At 40.6% G+C, this 17395-nt stretch carries 20 protein-coding genes; 10 read left to right on the top strand and 10 right to left on the bottom strand.

The window, feature by feature from the left end:
* Window positions 1-7: 7 nt before the first annotated feature.
* Together N0M92_RS03970 and cysK are read right to left on the bottom strand one after the other, a co-directional pair.
* Window positions 8-1219: a metallophosphoesterase family protein gene (locus N0M92_RS03970; RefSeq protein WP_260284549.1), complete on the bottom strand. Its 1212-nt coding sequence runs from the start codon at window positions 1217-1219 to the stop codon at window positions 8-10.
* 178 nt (window positions 1220-1397) lie between these two features.
* The gene (gene cysK, locus N0M92_RS03965) at window positions 1398-2321 is read right to left on the bottom strand and encodes a cysteine synthase A (RefSeq protein ID WP_089364653.1); all 924 of its coding nucleotides are present in this window, start codon (window positions 2319-2321) and stop codon (window positions 1398-1400) included.
* Between the two features lie 333 nt (window positions 2322-2654).
* Between cysK and N0M92_RS03960 the strand changes: the two genes are divergently transcribed.
* Complete coding sequence (locus N0M92_RS03960; protein WP_260284548.1) at window positions 2655-2843, top strand: YhzD family protein; 189 nt, start codon at window positions 2655-2657, stop codon at window positions 2841-2843.
* A gap of 337 nt (window positions 2844-3180) precedes the next feature.
* Here the strand turns inward: N0M92_RS03960 and N0M92_RS03955 are convergent, their stop codons facing one another.
* Window positions 3181-3978 carry an enoyl-CoA hydratase gene (locus N0M92_RS03955; RefSeq protein WP_260284547.1) on the bottom strand — a complete coding sequence of 266 codons (798 nt, stop codon included), beginning with the start codon at window positions 3976-3978 and terminating at the stop codon, window positions 3181-3183.
* A 93-nt stretch (window positions 3979-4071) separates the two neighbouring features.
* Window positions 4072-5688, bottom strand: a complete 1617-nt coding sequence (locus tag N0M92_RS03950; protein WP_260284546.1) for a long-chain fatty acid--CoA ligase — start codon at window positions 5686-5688, stop codon at window positions 4072-4074.
* 384 nt (window positions 5689-6072) lie between these two features.
* Here N0M92_RS03950 and N0M92_RS03945 point away from each other — a divergent pair, with 384 nt between their 5' ends.
* Window positions 6073-6939, top strand: coding sequence for a dimethylarginine dimethylaminohydrolase family protein (locus tag N0M92_RS03945; protein WP_260284600.1), 867 nt, complete (start codon window positions 6073-6075; stop codon window positions 6937-6939).
* A 66-nt stretch (window positions 6940-7005) separates the two neighbouring features.
* On the opposite strand, the gene N0M92_RS03940 is transcribed toward N0M92_RS03945, so the two are convergent.
* Both N0M92_RS03940 and N0M92_RS03935 read right to left on the bottom strand, forming a co-directional pair.
* Window positions 7006-7500: an HIT family protein gene (locus N0M92_RS03940; RefSeq protein WP_260284545.1), complete on the bottom strand. Its 495-nt coding sequence runs from the start codon at window positions 7498-7500 to the stop codon at window positions 7006-7008.
* A gap of 126 nt (window positions 7501-7626) precedes the next feature.
* Complete coding sequence (locus N0M92_RS03935) at window positions 7627-8025, bottom strand: hypothetical protein (RefSeq protein WP_260284544.1); 399 nt, start codon at window positions 8023-8025, stop codon at window positions 7627-7629.
* A 347-nt stretch (window positions 8026-8372) separates the two neighbouring features.
* Between N0M92_RS03935 and N0M92_RS03930 the strand changes: the two genes are divergently transcribed.
* Window positions 8373-8822, top strand: coding sequence for a DinB family protein (locus N0M92_RS03930; protein WP_260284543.1), 450 nt, complete (start codon window positions 8373-8375; stop codon window positions 8820-8822).
* Window positions 8823-8926: 104 nt separating this feature from the next.
* Window positions 8927-9343 carry a hypothetical protein gene (locus tag N0M92_RS03925; RefSeq protein WP_260284542.1) on the top strand — a complete coding sequence of 139 codons (417 nt, stop codon included), beginning with the start codon at window positions 8927-8929 and terminating at the stop codon, window positions 9341-9343.
* Here N0M92_RS03925 and N0M92_RS03920 read toward each other — a convergent pair.
* The 4 genes from N0M92_RS03920 to N0M92_RS03905 all read right to left on the bottom strand — a co-directional run bounded on the left by N0M92_RS03920 (window position 9276) and on the right by N0M92_RS03905 (window position 11393).
* Window positions 9276-9548 carry a transcriptional regulator SplA domain-containing protein gene (locus tag N0M92_RS03920; protein ID WP_228467335.1) on the bottom strand — a complete coding sequence of 91 codons (273 nt, stop codon included), beginning with the start codon at window positions 9546-9548 and terminating at the stop codon, window positions 9276-9278. The genes N0M92_RS03925 and N0M92_RS03920 overlap by 68 nt on opposite strands.
* A gap of 115 nt (window positions 9549-9663) precedes the next feature.
* Entirely contained in the window at window positions 9664-10530 is an 867-nt protein-coding gene (locus N0M92_RS03915; protein ID WP_260284541.1) for a Cof-type HAD-IIB family hydrolase, read from the bottom strand.
* Between the two features lie 149 nt (window positions 10531-10679).
* Window positions 10680-11033 (bottom strand): YlbF family regulator, encoded by a 354-nt coding sequence (locus tag N0M92_RS03910; RefSeq protein WP_260284540.1) that lies wholly within the window; start codon window positions 11031-11033, stop codon window positions 10680-10682.
* Window positions 11034-11165: 132 nt separating this feature from the next.
* Window positions 11166-11393: a hypothetical protein gene (locus N0M92_RS03905; protein WP_260284539.1), complete on the bottom strand. Its 228-nt coding sequence runs from the start codon at window positions 11391-11393 to the stop codon at window positions 11166-11168.
* 342 nt (window positions 11394-11735) lie between these two features.
* Between N0M92_RS03905 and N0M92_RS03895 the strand changes: the two genes are divergently transcribed.
* The 6 genes from N0M92_RS03895 to N0M92_RS03870 all read left to right on the top strand — a co-directional run bounded on the left by N0M92_RS03895 (window position 11736) and on the right by N0M92_RS03870 (window position 17290).
* Window positions 11736-13097, top strand: a complete 1362-nt coding sequence (locus N0M92_RS03895) for a YheC/YheD family endospore coat-associated protein (protein ID WP_260284538.1) — start codon at window positions 11736-11738, stop codon at window positions 13095-13097.
* A 17-nt stretch (window positions 13098-13114) separates the two neighbouring features.
* Window positions 13115-14185: a YheC/YheD family endospore coat-associated protein gene (locus N0M92_RS03890; RefSeq protein ID WP_260284537.1), complete on the top strand. Its 1071-nt coding sequence runs from the start codon at window positions 13115-13117 to the stop codon at window positions 14183-14185.
* 3 nt (window positions 14186-14188) lie between these two features.
* Complete coding sequence (locus tag N0M92_RS03885) at window positions 14189-15556, top strand: YheC/YheD family endospore coat-associated protein (RefSeq protein WP_260284536.1); 1368 nt, start codon at window positions 14189-14191, stop codon at window positions 15554-15556.
* Window positions 15553-16749, top strand: coding sequence for a YheC/YheD family endospore coat-associated protein (locus N0M92_RS03880; RefSeq protein ID WP_260284535.1), 1197 nt, complete (start codon window positions 15553-15555; stop codon window positions 16747-16749). The genes N0M92_RS03885 and N0M92_RS03880 overlap by 4 nt, the downstream gene beginning before the upstream one ends.
* A gap of 63 nt (window positions 16750-16812) precedes the next feature.
* A complete protein-coding gene (locus N0M92_RS03875; RefSeq protein ID WP_260284534.1) occupies window positions 16813-17016 on the top strand; it encodes a YheE family protein in 204 nt (67 codons plus the stop codon).
* An 85-nt stretch (window positions 17017-17101) separates the two neighbouring features.
* Complete coding sequence (locus tag N0M92_RS03870) at window positions 17102-17290, top strand: hypothetical protein (protein ID WP_076367325.1); 189 nt, start codon at window positions 17102-17104, stop codon at window positions 17288-17290.
* Window positions 17291-17395: the final 105 nt, after the last annotated feature.

The following is a 17395-nucleotide window of genomic DNA, read 5'->3' as shown; positions in this document are numbered from 1 at the left end:
CCTACATTCATTGATTCGCTTCAAAAACTTGCAAAAGCCATCTTTCCGCTTCATCCAAAAGTTCCCTCTGCTCTTCCGGCCCTATTGAATCAAGAAACCGTCTTGCACCCGGATGAATATAAAGCGGGGCCAGAGCAGCATCCGTTTCATCAAATTCAGATGCAAGCATCGATACCTCAGACATAAAGGGCGATATTCTTTCATTTGACCTAATCATCGGCATGGACTGGATGACTTTGATTTTATACACCCAGATAAATGGTTCCCCTTGGTCCTCTTCCTGCAAGATCCGGGTCAATTCTTCAAGATAATCCCCGGAAGGGCCTGCTGCGCCACCTGCATCCAGCTTCAATTCCAAAAGAAAGTTTCTCCCATCGAAACGCTTCTGTTCAATTACTTCCTTACATTGCTTGAACAGGGCATCAAATCCACCTTCCGCGGATATTTCAATTGTTTCGCTTTCCCATATCACCTCAGAGGTTTCAATAAAAGAGTGACGCTTCATGTCTCCGTCGAATTCGACCAGCAAGCACCCTTTAATGCCGGACTCCTTTCTGTTCCTGCCTTGAATATTTCCTGGGTATATCACTAGCGGATCTTCTGATACTACCTGATGTTTATGAATATGGCCTAATGCCCAATAATCGAAATCTTTAGAAGCTAGTTCCTTCAATGAAAAAGGGGCGTATGGGCTATGTTCGGAATTGCCTTCCAAATTCCCATGAAGCAGACCTATATGATAATCGGCCCCTTCAGCTTTTATGTAGGTTTCGATCATTCTCTCTCTTACGTGACGGCGTGGATAACTGAATCCATAAAGGTGGACAGTCGTCCCATCGATTTTTTCAAACCGTTTCACTTCGGTTTTCCCTGAAAATACGTGGACATTATCCGGCAGCCCCACTGTAATCCATGAGCCGCCAAGATGATCATGGTTACCATGAATGATATAAGCAGGGATCTGATGCTGCTGGAGTTTTTCCATTTCGGCTCGAAAGCGGACCTGTGTCCGGAGACTCCGATTTTCCCCATCAAATAGATCCCCCGATAACACGATAAAGTCAACCTGATGTGAAATTGCTTCATTAATGATCGTTTTAAAAGCTTTAAACGGACTGTCCCTTAATTCCTTTAATATAGCTGACGGCATATCCTTCAACCCTGAAAAGGGGCTATCCAAATGGAGATCCGCCGCATGAATGAACTTCAAACCGCTCAAAAGTATCACCTCGATTTCTTTCAACATTTAATTCTAACATAAACAGAACATACTTTCCCATATATTATTATTTTAATACGGCATCATGGTACCTGGTTATTCCAGTATGGGCAATTCCAACAGGAAAAAGACCGAATGGCGTGAACATAGTTTCATGCACGGCATTCGGTCTTTTTCTTCATTTAAAAATATCCATACTTAAATATCGTTCACCATTATCCGGTGCAATGCATAATACTCGTTTGCCACTTCCAAGACGACGGGCTTCTTGCAGGGCAGTCCAGACAGAAGCACCTCCTGAAGGTCCAATCAATATACCTTCCTTCGAAGCCAAATCCTTCATGGTGGAAATCGCATCTTCATCTGCCGCTTGAACGATTTCATCAAATACCTCTGTATTTAAAATGTTGGGGATAAAACCAGGGCTCGTACCCACTAATTTATGAGGACCAGGCTTTCCGCCGGAAAGAACTGGGGAACCCTTAGGCTCGACAACGACAACCTTTAACTCCGGCAGATGTTCTTTTAAGGCTTCACCTGTACCGGTTATCGTCCCTCCCGTTCCAGCAGTAGCGACAAACACATCCAGGTTTCCATCCATCTGATCCAGAATCTCGACTGCTGTCGTCACTCTGTGAATATCAGGATTGGCTTGGTTTTCGAATTGCTGCGGAATAAAGCTATTCGGAATCTCTGCGGCAAGTTCCTCAGCTTTACGAATGGCTCCAGGCATCCGCTCTGATGCTGGGGTTAGGACAACTTCCGCTCCGTATGCCTTTAAGATATTGATTCTTTCTTTCGACATATTATCCGGCATGACCATAATGGCCCGATACCCCTTTGCCGCGGCATTCATAGCAAGCCCAATTCCTGTATTTCCTGATGTTGGTTCTATAATCGTGGCCCCGGATTGAATGATACCATCCAATTCAGCCTGCCTAATCAAATTGAAGGCAGCCCGATCTTTTACGCTGCGGCTCGGATTGAAATATTCAAGTTTCACAAATACTTCAGCGTCACCCTCCGCTGTTAAATGATTAATCCTTACAACAGGTGTATCTCCTATCAATTCAGTGATATTATTAACGATTTTTACCGTCATTCAAAAAATCCCCTTTCGATCCATACACTTCCTACCTTTTACTCAGTTTTATTATATCATTTATGATTTTTCATTTTAAGGAGAGAATTCCTCTTGTATAAATAGGTTTTGTTTTCATTGTTTCCAAAGGTAAAGGAAGAAACCATGAAATTAGTTCGATTTAGTTAGTTACCATCATTTTTCTAGTTATTCAGCTACTTATCAATATTCCCTGTCTTATTACTTTCCTTTACATAACAATAGTCAAAATTGACAGATAATGATAAAATTTTTATAACAGTACATATCTTTAGAAAAAAGACAGCATCATTATTGATAAGGGAGTTTTTGGAAATGAGCAGAATATACAAATTGACCGTTTTTGAACCGTCAGGGGAAAAACTATTGGATGAACCATTTACAGCCGAGAATGATGAACAAGCAAAAGAATTGGGACAAAATCTATTAAAGGAAAAAAACTATCAAGATCGAACACATCGCTGTACATCACCTTCAGGCACTTTATTGCTTTTTCATCGTTGATTGGAAACGGAAGCACAATCACTGAAAAATATGATCAAGTTTTCCACACATTCCTTATAAAAAAAAGGCGGTCACATATCATGGCCGCCACCCAGACTGTAGATCAACTCAATGAAACTCAAGTTTGCCTACGTTTTTTTTTTATGGCTTATACCATTTGGACGTTGATTTCTGCTCCAGGCACTCGCTCCAATCAACTTTGTAATAAACTTTAGATAGAAACCATACTCGAGGAGTTGAAGGTTTTACTTTGGCTCAGTTGGTTCAGGAACATCGTTGATGAATCCCTTTTGTCCACAAACAGAGGCCGTCACTAAAAAGTGACGGCCTTTCTCATTCATTTTCCGATGAAGTTCGGTTTTCTTTTTTCCACGAAAGCCTTTATTCCCTCTTGGTGGTCCGCCGTTTGGCGCATTTTCATCTGAGCAGCTTTTTCAATCTCAAGGATCTTGATTAATAGTGGGCGATTTTTTTCACTAAGGATTTTTTTCGTTTTAATCATGGCCTGAACCGGGCTTTGCAGCCAGGATTGCACTTTCTTCTCTACCGCATGTTCCAAGGTTCCTTCTGCCACTTCATGAATGATGCCCTTTTCTTTTGCTTCAAGAGCTGTAAGCACTTTACCTTCCCAGATCAATTCTTTCGCACCCACTTCACCAAGACGGCGTTCAAGGAAAAAGTGTCCGCCGCCATCAGGGATTAATCCAATCCCGATAAAATTCATCGCGACCTTACTGCCCGAATCGGCAATAAGGTGATCGGTTGCAAGCGCTATACTCAACCCAAGTCCTGCAGCTGCACCATGAATGGCACTGATAGTCAATTTAGGCATGAAGTATAGAGTGGTCACCAATTCACTGATTCCATCCATCAGTTCATCGAAGGCGTTTTCTTTTCCAGGCGAGAGCATCATCTTAATGTCACCACCTGCGGAAAATGCTTTGCCATTCCCTTTTATAATGACGACGTCCACTTCTTCATTCTCACTTACTTCCTTAAGGGCATTTATGAAATCATACAGCATTTTCGGATTTAAGGCATTCATGGCCTCTGGACGGTTCATTGCAACAGTAGCCGTCCTGTCCGAATATGTTATTAAAACAGTACCAGCAGGTGATGTCGATTCAATATTCAATTTATTTCCTCCTCTTTCGTTCTATTACTCTATTATATATTTTTCTACCATTAACGGAATAGGCAGAAAAGTCATAATTAAACAAATATAGTATTATTTATTGATATATTTATCCTGAAGCTGATCACGCAATGCCCTTTTCAAGAACTTCCCAACACCCGTTTTAGGGATTTCATCCAAAAAGACCACTTCATCGGGCAGCCACCATTTTGCAAACTGCGGCATTAAAAATTCAATGATGTTCTCCTGGGACACTTGCCCCTTGTATGCGTCCTTCAAAACAACACAGGCAATCGGCCGTTCCTGCCATTTTTCGTGAGGCACTGCAATCACCGCCGCCTCAAAGATCGCATCATGGGCCATTAATGCATTCTCTATATCTACGGAAGAAATCCACTCACCGCCGCTTTTTATCAAGTCCTTGGTCCGGTCGACGATTTTCACGAATCCTTCTTCATCAATCGTGACAACATCCCCCGTATACAGCCAGCCATCTTTAAACGTATCCTCTGACCGCTCATCCTTAAAATACTCATTCGCTATCCAAGGGCCCCTGATCAGCAATTCGCCCATTTCTTTTCCATCAGGTTTCACTTCGCCACCCTGACCGATCACTTTAATTTCTATCATTGGTGAAACAAGGCCCTGCTTGGCCTTCAACTCATAAAGTTCTTCTTCAGGGAGATCTTCCTGATAGCTTTTTGGTTTGGATACAAATACGAGCGGGCTTGTTTCAGTCATTCCATAAGCATGCAGGAATGGTATCCCATACATTTGTTCAAAGGTTTTAATCATGCTTTTCGGAGCAGCCGACCCTCCGCATAAAACAGCACGAATGCTGCTCGTATCATGGCTGCCTTCTTCTAGCTCCTTCAATAAGCCCAGCCATATCGTCGGAACCCCTGCTGCGATTGTAACCTTCTCTGTTTCTATAAGCTCAGCCAAAATCTTTGGGGTGAAATAAGGTCCCGGCAAAACCATCTTTGTTCCAAACCAAACACTGGCAAAAGGCATGCCCCAGGCATTCACATGAAACATGGGCACGACAGGAAGTGCCACATCACGTTCGCTTAATGCTGTAGAATCGGCAAGCCCCAGTGCAATCGCATGCAACAAAATTCCGCGATGTGAATAAACCACACCTTTTGGATTCCCGGTCGTGGCGGAAGTATAACATATTCCGGCAGGTGCATTTTCATCCAAGGTTTGAATGAATGGCTGTTTCGGATTCCCTTCTGCTAATAATTTTTCATAATGATAAATAGGTGAAAGGGTCGTTTCAGGCAACTCATCTTTATCCGTCATTATGATATAACCTTCAACTGACGTTAACTCATCTTTAATTGCTTCCAAAAGGGGGATGACATCCGGGTCTATCAATAATAATCGATCCTCCGCACTATTGACGATATAAGATACATGTTGAGGAGACAGACGCATATTGATTGTATGTAGGACAGCACCATGACAAGGAATCGCAAAATAAGCTTCTAAATGCCGATGATGGTTCCAGGCAAGTGTTCCAATACGGTCACCTGTTTGAATACCGAATTTTTCAAGACTACTGGTCAGCCTTCTTGTACGCTCAGTAATCTCAGCGTATGTAAATGTGTGAATTCCACCATCCGTACGCGAAACTACCTCTTTCTTCGGAAAATATTTTTCAGCTCTCTCAATGATTTGAGTCATGATCAATGGAGTATCCATCATTACAATCTCCCCCTTATATTAAAAGCATGCTCATTATATATTCGACCCGAACAAAAATAATCCTTTTTCCCTAGGTGCCGTTTACGATTATTTTGAATCCGGCTTTATCTGGATGAAATTTTTAAATCAGTTTGACATTTATGAAAGGGAGCGGATTTCTGAAAACAACTGGAATGTATTTTTCAAACAGAACTTCTTTCGAATTGAAAGGCTCTAACCCGTTTATACGGAATCATTTATTAGGGGCGGTCAGAGAAGTTAGTTTTAACCCATCCAAATTTAGCGGTGCAGTTCGATGATATAATTTTATGTTTCTTTCTAGAAAAAAGAGGAAATAGTAAAGATACAATTCTATTTAGAGGGAGCTCATTTATCGTGAACAAAATAAACGAAGAACTGGAAGCTTATTGTGCGAGTGAATATTCAAAGCTATCACGGGTGATCGTCTGTGAACCACGTTATATGGAAATCCGCGAGATCATTAACGAAACTCAAAAAGAGTTTCAAGAAGAAAATATCGATCAGGCACTTGCCATGAAGCAGCATGCCCAATTTATTAACGCTCTTGAACATGAAGGGATTGAGGTCATAAAACTTCCGCCACAATTTACATATCCAGAACAAGTTTTCACGAGGGATATCGGTTTTACTCTTGGCAATACCGTATACGTTGCTGAATTGGCAACAGGTATAAGGCAGGGTGAAGAACAAATATTGAAATCCTGGCTCGAAACGAATGGTATCTCATATTTCAACCTCCTCAAAAATTATATTGAGGGCGGGGATGTCATTATTGACGGAAAGACCATCTATATTGGGATTAGTGAAAGAACGGATGAAACATCCGTCAAGCATCTTCAAACCCTATTACCGGAATACGATGTCATCGCGGTTCCTTTCATTGAAACATTCCTTCATTTAGATTGTGTTTTCAATATCATATCACCGACTGAAGCGCTTATTTTTCCTGAGTCCTTTACAAAAAAAGAGATGGATTTATTAGCTTCACGTTATGACATGATAGAAGTGACTAAAGAAGAACAATTCACATTGGGAACCAACGTGCTTTCGATTGGCAATAAAAGGTTATTCAGTCTGCCATGTAATAAACAGGTAAATAGTCAGCTTCGTGAACGCGGATACGAAGTCATTGAAATCGATATAAGCGAAATCATCAAGTCCGGTGGCTCTTTCCGTTGTTGCACAATGCCACTATTGAGGACAACGAATAAGAAGACTGATTCAGCCTGAGCAGAATGAAAGAACCCGGACTTGTATGGAAACCGGGTTCTTTCGCCTTTTTTAAACAACGTGTTATCAAATAGATGAAGGGTTCAGTTCTTTTTTTAATGCCTCTTTTCCATCCATTACAGTTTTTAAATTTCCAACATCATTCAGGCTGTTTCTTGCATGCAGCAAAACCGGCCTAACTGATTCCACCGAACGCCCAAACTCGTACATCCATTCATATCGAGGAACCATCCAAGTATGAAAATGGTGGGTAGTATCCTCATTGTAAAAATAATAAACATTTTCTATCCCTAATACTTTCCTTTGAGCTTTTCTAATCTTGGTTAATAAGTTTATGTAATCGGCCTTTTCTGGTTCATTTAATTCATCAAAGCACTTAATATGGCGTTTAGATGCTAATATCACTAAACCTTCAATGGGGTATGCAACGTCTTGGTGAGCATGAAAATATTCAGATTCGACTATTACACCACCCTCTGCTTCTACTTCCCCACTTGTCAAAGCACAGCTTAAACATTCAACTTCCACCATTTTTCCATTAGATAAAGTAATTTTCCTCATAAGCCCCTCCAAAAGATTACCCATAAATAACTGGCCACTCGGTCACATGTGAATTCTAAACGGAATGAAAAAATGCTTGTCTGGAAGTTTTTAGAAAGTGCAGGTCTTGCCTACTCCTCCTTTTCATTAATGCAGAAGTCTTAATATAGTTTCAGAATCCTTTCTATTTAACTGTGCATACTGGCTATGTTCATCCTTGGTCAATTCTACAATATTTTCATCAGTATTAATCCAAACATAATATACAGCCATTTTACCTTCGCTTTTTTCATCATTAAAATAAAAGATGAAGTCCGCCTTAGGATGATCCTTCTCCAATACGAATTCTTCCCAATCGGCATTCTTTATTATTTCTTTTATTTTTTCTGTTTTCGCCACTTCTACCTTTTGTTTATATGCCTCGAATTTGTAGTTTTTACCTTCACTTTTTTGGACGGAAATACGTTCTTGCTCTGTTGTACAACCTGAAGCTACCGTAATTGATAATAGACTAAGTGCAACAAGCAGCTGTTTCCTTTTCATCATATGTCATCTCCTCACACCCTTATGGATTAATTATCCAATCTATTTCATTATACTAGTCCACATAAAAGAGCAATAGGAATATTTGTCAATTAATTAACAGCAAAAAAAACTCCAACTTTTGGCTTAAGAGTTCATGAACCCAGTATCCCTTGGGCATATGTCTGGCACTCAACCAAAGCAAACAGAGCGATTATTAACTGACAATTAAAACCCTAAAAAAGAAATTAGGAATCGATATTCCATTCCTTCGTGAAAAGACTTATCTAAAATTTGATAATATTGAATTATCCTTGCTATAATTTCATGAGATAGCATTTAGAAAAACAAGATTGAAAGGGGAATGTAAAATGAATTATATAAAAAATCAGCTAACGGTCATGCGCAGCAATCTTTTAAAAGAAATCGAGGGAATCAATCCAGAGTTTATGGATGTGCAGCCTGAAGGTTTTAATAATACAATCCATTGGCATCTTGGACATGTCCTTACTGCAGCCGAAAATTTTTTATTGAAATCCAACAGTGAATTGCCAGCGAATTACAGCCAACTATTCGGATATGGTTCAAAACCAGCGAACTGGAGCGGGGACGTACCTACCGTTGAATTATTAAAGCAACAGCTGCATGAGCAACTTGATCGACTTCTTGAAATTCCGGAAGAACGATTGACAGAAAAAACAGCACAGCCTTTCAACGGAATGGAAACAGTGGGGGAATTTATTAATTTTGTAGTGCTCCACGAAACTAACCATATTGGGCAAATTCATGCAATGAAACTCTTTATACAATCCAATAACTGATTAAGCCATAACTGTCACTCTGTTTTCCTGAAAAAATGAGTGGCAGTTTTTTTAATTCACGCAAAATATGCTGTTTTAACACTACTGGCTTCTGACATGTAAGTGTGGGTGCGTTTACACATAAGTTTGGAACAAACACTCGTGAATTTGAAGTTTCTCGTGAGTTTCGAGCTTTTACTCGTGAATTCGAGCTTTTACTCGTGAATTTGGAGCAAATACTCGTGAATTCGAGCGTTACTCGTGAATTTCGAGCTTTTACTCGTGAATTTGGAGCAAATACTCGTGAATTCAGAGCTTTTACTCGTGAATTTGGAGCTTTTACTCGTGAATTCAGAGCTTTTACTCGTGAATTTCGAGCAAATACTCGTGAATATGCTCAAAAGGAGCCCCCGCTAATAAGCGAGGGCTTTCTTCTGTTCATTCTCTTTTTAGTAAAGCGAAGTAAACGCCTTTTCAAGTCATCTGGTCCTGATTATACATATAATCACTGTAGGCTTTTTCCGCTGCGGCTTCCGAAGTGAACAATGCATCATCATCCTCAATCGTATGAAATGTATCGTTCAGGAACAAGGCAACTGCATTGGGGTCTTTGGGATGCGGAACAATTTCCGCTGCCCTTATATTCGAAACGGTGGGAACATGGGGATTATTATAAATCACAAACACCTCATCACCGACTTGCACTTCTTTTGCATTGATTACACCCATTGAATTCTTCCTTTCCATTACTGATTTTCCTTTAGTTTATGGAAAGAAGCTTATAATTATTTATGAAATGAAACAGGCATCGCAAGCTGCATTATCTGAATGGAGCCCCTTCTATATGAAGGAGCCCCGCCATTCACTTAAGCATATTCATCTTTTGTAAAAATTCGATTGGATGCTGTTTCCGGAAAAATTCCCTCAGCATATAGGCAACACCATCTTGATCATTGGAGCGCGTCACCCATTTTGCCACTTTCCTTACTTCCTCATCCGCATTGCCCATGGCAACTCCCAGACCAGAACCGGCAATCATCTCCATATCATCCAATCCATCGCCAATCGAGACGATTTCCGTTCTTCTCACCTCTAAATGGTCGGCTAAATACAATACACCACTCCATTTAGAAACCCCCTTCGGAACAATTGTCATTTTATTTCCTGGATGTAATATTGCATCCACTTCAGGAAACATTTTCTTCATCAATTTCAACATATCATTTTGATCACTTTTCTCTGAGAATATTACGTCCATCTTCGTCGGGGCCATCGGTTGGTCAATAAGCTCTTCACTGATATCGTCCACATAATTTTGAGCATAAATATTTTGATCATTCAAATACATAACCGATTTACCTAGCAAATTGTCCGGAAGGTTCACCCGATTGCCCAGCGAGTATTTTTCATGAATGAGCAATATTTGGCATGTGGTCTTTTCAAGCATTTGCACGAGCTCTACAGTTAGTTCTTCCGATATTCTTTTTACCATTATCGGCTTTTCTACGGAAGCTCCGACAAAGGCTCCTTGCTGAGCAACCATCATCGGATTTATTTTTAGGGCTTTGGCCACTTTTTTTGCTGAGTGATAGTTTCTTGACGTCACAAGTGCAACATGGACACCTTTTTGGTGAACATAATCTATTGCTTCTTTAGTCGATTTATTTAAACGGCCATTCGACTGGAGCAATGTCCCGTCAATATTGACCGCAAGTAGTCGATATACCATGCTGATCTCCCCCATCTGTAGTATCCTCTTTCAAATTTATGACTAAAATTTCGGGAATAGAACATATAGTGGTTCACGACCCTTGTACCGGTGCATTCAGGGAACAAAAAAACCCCCAACCATTATAGAAGGGAGTCTCCAACTGCTTATTACTGTTGTTCAGGCAAGCCATATAAATCTTCAAGCGGCTTCATGATAATTTTATTGAGGTCTGCAATGACCATGCTCATCCGTTGTTCAGCTTCCATCAATTGTGAAATGGTTGGGTTTTGTTGGACAAGCTGTACCGTCTTTTGTGCTTGCTCAACTTCTTCCGGTGCAATCTCCTGTCCCATCATTTGCTTTTGCTGCAATGTTATTTGCAGATTACGGAAGTTTTCAAACATTCCTTTTGTTGCTTCATCAGAATTGACAAGATCATATAAGCGTTGTAAATCGGCATATTCATTACTTGCCCTAATCGCCTTTTCCATTTCATACGCTGCATCATATACGTTATTCATTTATTTCCCCTCCCGGTAATCATTGTATTCATACACCTTTTCCACTATAACAAATCCGATTAAGAATTACACGTCATCCTATTAAAACAGTTACGAAACCATGAAATAAACTGATGATTCCACCCCATTCCCTTAAGTCGGGACACCGAAAATGAAGAAACCTGTTCTTCCACGATATCTCGATATGCAGTTTCTGGAATAGCGGCTGAAAATGAGTAATAAGTACTTGGCACCTTTTTCGACAATGGTTTCCGGGAAATCGGCGTCAATTCTCGAACCGGCTTTCTTCATTCCCAATTGATCAAGCAATTGTGCAGTACTTTTTTCCGTGAACAATGCTTTCTTTACTTCTGCCTTCACGAAAATTTTCATATTCTGTATAGAGGCATCATTAACAATTTGCCTAATTATTTGCCTAACTCTTCCTGCCGCTCTGGAATCACCCCGGGTGTCAACGGCAGCTGTTTCCCGCAAGAATAGATTGGTTTATAAGGTTTGAACAGCATTCTGATAGCTAATAAATTAGTGAAGCACCTATTACAGTACCTATAAAGACCATAAATAGAATCTTCACCCAAAACTACCCTTGAAATAAAGGCTTGATGACACCTTCTAATAAAAAAAACATAGAATGTGTTATCCACATTTGCCCATCATTTACTTATTAAAGGATATCAAACTTAGTGCAAACGGGGAATTATTATGAACCTTAACCATCAGAAAGTTTTCATTACGGTAAATTCCGCAGAGACTAGAAAGAAGGCGCTACTGTTTATCGAAGAAAAACTATTTGAGGAATGGGGCCTTCAATTTGGAGAATCCTTAACAATCATGGCTGGATGCCGTTCCGTCCCGGTACTTGTCCAGCCATTCCCGTCATCCCAGCCTACATTGAAACTTTCATATGATATGAATCAAATTTTATCCTTACCCGTTTTTTCCGATCCAATCTCCGTCTCATACGATGAGGAAGGAAGGTCAATAAAAATAGGCCCATTCTTCGCTTCACTCATGAACCAGACCCCGTTGCAAGACGGAACATTCGGCGAGATGGAAAAATTTTATCAGGAAATGAAATCATATTGTAATCAGCAGGGCATCCCCTTCTATTTAGTAAAACTGCAGTCTCTTCAAGATGGAGTTGTGGAAGGCTACCTGCCTGGGCAAAATGGCTGGCAAACCTTTCCCCTCCCCATTCCTGATGTATTTTATAACCGGATACACTCACGTAAACTTGAGGAATCGCATTCTTTCAAGCTGTTTAAAACTGAACTGGAGGAACGGTCGATACCGATGTTCAATGGAAGGTTCCTCTCCAAACATCATGTACATGAGCTGCTAATCTTAGAAGATGAGCTGTTGCCAAATTTGCCAGAGACGATCCTTTTTAACGAAAAGGAAACTTTCTTGTCTTTTATAGAAAGGCATCCGGTAATCTACTTTAAACCTTCAGCAGGCAGCCAAGGCAAGAATATTTGCAGATTAACGCAAGTAGCTGAAAAATGGAAAATCGAGCAATCCGGACATCTCCAGAATGTACATTTTGCTGATACGGATGAAAAGTTGTATGAAACGTTAAAAAGATTTTCCAGAAGACGATCCTTCATTCTTCAAAAAGGGATTTCCCTTTTCGAAATCGATCAGAGAAAAGTTGATTTCCGCATACTTCTTCACCGGAACGATCAGCTTGAATGGAAAGTTTCATCAATGGTTGCCCGGATTGGGGACCCTGGTACAATCGTTTCCAATCTTGCACAAGGCGGATTGATGAAAAATGGGCCGGACTTTCTAAAGGAAGCATTTGACCTTCAGGATGCCAGCCGCATATATCAAAAGCTCCTACGACTGGCTAAAAATACTGCCCAGGCCTTGGTCGAAAACCATGACGATTCATTCGGTGAGCTAGGGATCGATTTAGCACTGGATACAGATACACATCCATGGATCATCGAAGTGAACTCAAAACCTTCGAAAAAATTTCAAGGCAGCTATGAAACCTTTCGTCCATCAGTAAAATCCATCATAGATTTCATGCTTGCCCTTAATCGCGAAAACCATCCATAAAAAGGAGTTGCTAGCTCGTGTTAATAGGATTAATGGCCGCGTCGGATACACATGAAAACAACTACTTCACCGAAATAGCCAAAACCGCTAAATCATTTAATATGAAAGTTTGTAAATTCTCACCTGAAAATATTGATATGGATCTAAAAAAAGTGCGTGGCGAGCGTTTTGATGCCGAGAATGAAAATTGGATCGCCACATCTTTTGATTTACCTGATTTTGTATATGATCGCTGTTTTCACGGATTAGTCCGTGAGTCAACGGAAACCCGACACAAAATCAATTGGTTAAAAGATAACTCGAATTTCTTAGGGCTGGGCCTTCCTGGTAAGTGGGAAGTGTACCAAATCCTAAAAAACCATCCACACCTGCAGGCATTTTTTCCAGAGACCGTACAAGTGGCGACACCTGAAGATATTACCGGTCATTTGGAACGCCTGGATAAAATCATCATCAAGCCTGAATTTGGTGCAGGCGGTACAGGAATTTATCTCCTAACAAAAACCGAAGGCGGCACTTTGGTATCCATGACGAAAAAGGGCACCAAATATGACCGCCCATTCTCCTCCAAATCTCAGCTTAACAAATGGCTGCAGCATTTATTAAATCGATACCGTTACCTTTGCCAGCCATATTTAGAACTTTGCAACCAAAATAATGAGCCATTCGATTTACGGATTTTCCTTCAAAAAAACGAGAAGAATCAATGGATGGAACGGGGCCGCGGAATTCGTACGGGACAAAAAGACGGAATTACTTCGAATCTTGCCACAGGCGGGGAAGCCATTTCATTAGAGACTTTCAACAAAAGAAACCCGGAAACGATTTCGATTGCTGTCGAACAAAAGATTCAGCATATCCTTCGCACCCTGCCCGTAGAAACCGAAGTTGTCTTTGAAAGATTATTCGAATTGGGGATTGATTTAGGCATCGATAAAAAAGGCCAATTATGGATCATGGACATAAACTCTAAGCCCGGAAGGAAAATCATTCAGGCACTACAGCCGGAGACCATGAAGGATATCCATCGCGCACCGTTTCAATATAGCCAGTATTTAGCCGAACATCTTCAGAAAGCAGGTGAATAGAAAGTGAGAAAGACTTATCCTGCCGAAATTGCCTCTATCCCTGGCAATGTTCTCTACTATCCTTCAGAGCTTGGAGATTTGGCAGAGATTGAATTAATTTATTTCGGACGGCATTCATGTCCTGCCATCGTCAAACAAAACCCAGCCGTCAATCAGTCAATCGTCCTATCGGAAAGCCTTGCGGAATCCCTACTATTCGATCATACCGATATTCCCCTTCATTTATTCATTTACGGCAAGAGCATCCATATCGGACCGCTTGTCGGAATATTTTCCTCAGGGTTCACTGGTGTTTCAAACAAACCATTAGGGGAGAGATCGGAATTTTTCGCAAAACTCCTTTCGCTTAGCAGGACCACCGGATGTATCCCCTTTGTTTTTGGAGAGAATGTAATCAATTGGGATGAGGAGACAATCAAAGGCTATGTGTTTGCTAACGATCACTGGCACATAAATGAATTTCCTTTCCCTAATGTCATCTATGACCGTCTCCCAAATCGGTTGACGGAAAACCGCGATGGACCTAAAGAAGTGAAGCGGAAATTCCAAAAAAAATATACAATACCATGGTATAATCCTGGATTTTTCAATAAATGGGATGTAAATGAAAGGCTATGCGCAGATGAGCGGGCATTGCCTTATTTGCCGGAAACATATCCATTTCAATCCATGTCCGTGGTGGAAACCCTTCTTTCCCATTACCGGCAAGTTTATATAAAACCCATTCACGGCAGCCTCGGTCTAGGGATTCACCAAATTCTTTATGATAAGCATGAGGATGTTTACTATTGTCGCTATACAAATGAAGCAAAAGAAAATAAACTGCAAAAATTCCCTACATTGGAATCCATCGTTAAACATATTTTTCACGACCGACCGCTTGAGAACCTTATTGTACAGCAGGGCATCCCATTAATTCGATCTGAAAAACGTCCAGTGGATTTCCGGGTCCATACGAACAAGGACAGTAATGGAAAATGGCAGGTAACCGCGATTGCCGCAAAAATCGCCGGTGCCGGCAGCGTCACTACCCATATTAAAAGCGGGGGTGTCATCAAAACGGTTGCCGAACTGTTTGGAGATGACGATGAGGCGAAAGAAGTCGAACGAAAGCTATCGGAAGCCGCGCTGATTTTAAGTGACAGTATTGAAAAGAACTTGGACGGCATCATTGCAGAAATAGGATTTGATTTTGGATTGGATAAAAAAGGGCAGGTTTGGATGTTTGAAGCCAATTCCAAACCTGGACGTTCCATATTCGCCCATCCAAAACTCAAGGATTTCGAATTGCTGACCAGAAAGCTAAGCCTTGATTATGCCATTTATCTTACGGAACAGACGATTACGAAATCAATCAGTGTACCGCGATGAACATTTTTTACGATAGCCCCACTGAAAATTGGTACCACAATCATGAGAATGCTGAACTTTTCGCGGGCTCTGCCAAAGAGGAAATCAGCTATAAAAAGGACCATTCGAATCAACCCCTGATTCCAATCACGATATATCCCGGTAACCGGATGCTCGCCGTCGGAATTTTAACTGTTTCCAATCCCAAAAAGGAATCAGGTTTGGGTGGAAACCTGACCCTTTTTCGGGACCTATCTTTATATTTATTAAAACATGGAATATTGGCGTATGTATTCACAGGAAATGCCCTTCATCCCGATTCGTTGAGAGGGTATGTTTTTTCCTCCATTTCAAACAAGTGGATCGAATGTAAAGTACCCTTCCCTGACATCGTCTATAACCGTATCCCTTCGAGGAGCTATGAGGCGTCAGAGGAATTTCAACATCTTATTACACACTTTAAAGATTCCCGAATGAATCTATTCAACCCCTGTTTTATAGATAAATATGTAATGTTCGAAGCATTAAATGAAGATGGATTCCTCACAAAACACCTTCCGCCCACAACGGTCTTACGAAACAGCGATTGCCTTTATTCATTCCTGGAGACCTACAGGCATATATACCTTAAACCCTGCAAAGGAAGCCAAGGGAAGGGCATTTATACCATAATCAAAAATGATGATGATACACTATTGTTCAATAGCCTGAAGCATAGTGAGTCCTTCCCGGATTTCGCATCATTCTGGGAAACAAAAAAAAGGGATTTATTAAAAAGGAGCTATCTTGCTCAACAGGCGATCAGACCAAAAAAACTTTTTGGACATCGTTATGATTACCGGATTCTCGTCCATTATGAAAAAGGTTTTTATAAAGTGACCGGCAAAGCGGTAAGGATGTCACAAACTCAGGAAATCACCACCCACACTCCCCGAGGGGGTAAGCTTTTTCCTTATCAGGACCTGCAATCAAGAAGCCTGAATCAAAAATTAGCGAATATCGCCCAAAAATGTGGAGAGATTCTATCGAAAAAAATCGGGTTTCTCGGAGAGTTTTCCATTGATATAGGGGAAGACGAATCGGGCTCGCTCTTCATATATGAAGTGAACTCAAAGCCCATGCAATTCGATGAAGTGGAAATTGAAACAAACAGGCTTTTGCATTTAAAAAATCTTTTCATTGAATTAACTTTTCCTAACCTGACAATAAAATAACACCTCCAGCTGCCGTTTTCCATTATAATTAAATGAGAAACTGTATAAATGGAGGTAATACATATGATCACTCACTTTCAATGGGCACCATTGCATAAAGATCTTCCGGGATGGAAAATTTCCTTTTATTTCAACAAGAAGGCAGTCCAAGCCTTGTATCATAAAGATGGATCCATCGAGTGGACAGCTAACCCGCCTTCCGAAACAGATGAAACCAAACTCAAAAGCATGGTACATGATTTAATGATCTTCCATGTATATGAATGAACCCTCTTTACACTCATGAAATCCTTAAACAGAATAAAAAAAACTCCTTTGCCTAAACTAAAGAAAAGGCTAGGAGGGATTAATTTTGGATAAAGAAAAAATGACATTTTTGAAGGATACCGAATATGATGGCAAAGACTCCGTTTACCTGGATATCGACCGTATCATCAATGAAGGAATGGCGGGCGGAAATGTGTATGAAGTCGCTAACCTTCAGAACATCGAAGAAGCACATGATTTTTATGATGAAACAGATCCCAACGAAAATAAATAATTTATGTGGGCCCTCTTATAGAGGGCTCCCCTTTTTTACTTATCCCGTTCATCTCCCGCTTGCACTGCATTCCCCCTATAAAAAGTCCGTCTTTTTTTAAGTTAT

The organism is Peribacillus aracenensis (assembly GCF_025175645.1).
Taxonomy (GTDB): Bacteria; Bacillota; Bacilli; order Bacillales; family DSM-1321; genus Peribacillus; species Peribacillus aracenensis.
The sequence above is the reverse complement of the archived record's forward strand: the minus strand, read 5'-3'. Positions and strand labels throughout refer to the sequence as shown.

Bases quoted from the DNA above. Each gene is read 5' to 3' on its own strand.
- cysK (WP_089364653.1), bottom strand. From the start codon at position 2,321: ATGACGGTAAAAATCGTTAATAATATCACTGAATTGATAGGAGATACA.
- N0M92_RS03960 (WP_260284548.1), top strand. From the start codon at position 2,655: ATGAGCAGAATATACAAATTGACCGTTTTTGAACCGTCAGGGGAAAAA.
- N0M92_RS03950 (WP_260284546.1), bottom strand. From the start codon at position 5,688: ATGATGGATACTCCATTGATCATGACTCAAATCATTGAGAGAGCTGAA.
- N0M92_RS03940 (WP_260284545.1), bottom strand. From the start codon at position 7,500: ATGAGGAAAATTACTTTATCTAATGGAAAAATGGTGGAAGTTGAATGT.
- N0M92_RS03935 (WP_260284544.1), bottom strand. From the start codon at position 8,025: ATGATGAAAAGGAAACAGCTGCTTGTTGCACTTAGTCTATTATCAATT.
- N0M92_RS03930 (WP_260284543.1), top strand. From the start codon at position 8,373: ATGAATTATATAAAAAATCAGCTAACGGTCATGCGCAGCAATCTTTTA.
- N0M92_RS03920 (WP_228467335.1), bottom strand. From the start codon at position 9,548: ATGGAAAGGAAGAATTCAATGGGTGTAATCAATGCAAAAGAAGTGCAA.
- N0M92_RS03915 (WP_260284541.1), bottom strand. From the start codon at position 10,530: ATGGTATATCGACTACTTGCGGTCAATATTGACGGGACATTGCTCCAG.
- N0M92_RS03910 (WP_260284540.1), bottom strand. From the start codon at position 11,033: ATGAATAACGTATATGATGCAGCGTATGAAATGGAAAAGGCGATTAGG.
- N0M92_RS03895 (WP_260284538.1), top strand. From the start codon at position 11,736: ATGAACCTTAACCATCAGAAAGTTTTCATTACGGTAAATTCCGCAGAG.
- N0M92_RS03880 (WP_260284535.1), top strand. From the start codon at position 15,553: ATGAACATTTTTTACGATAGCCCCACTGAAAATTGGTACCACAATCAT.
- N0M92_RS03875 (WP_260284534.1), top strand. From the start codon at position 16,813: ATGATCACTCACTTTCAATGGGCACCATTGCATAAAGATCTTCCGGGA.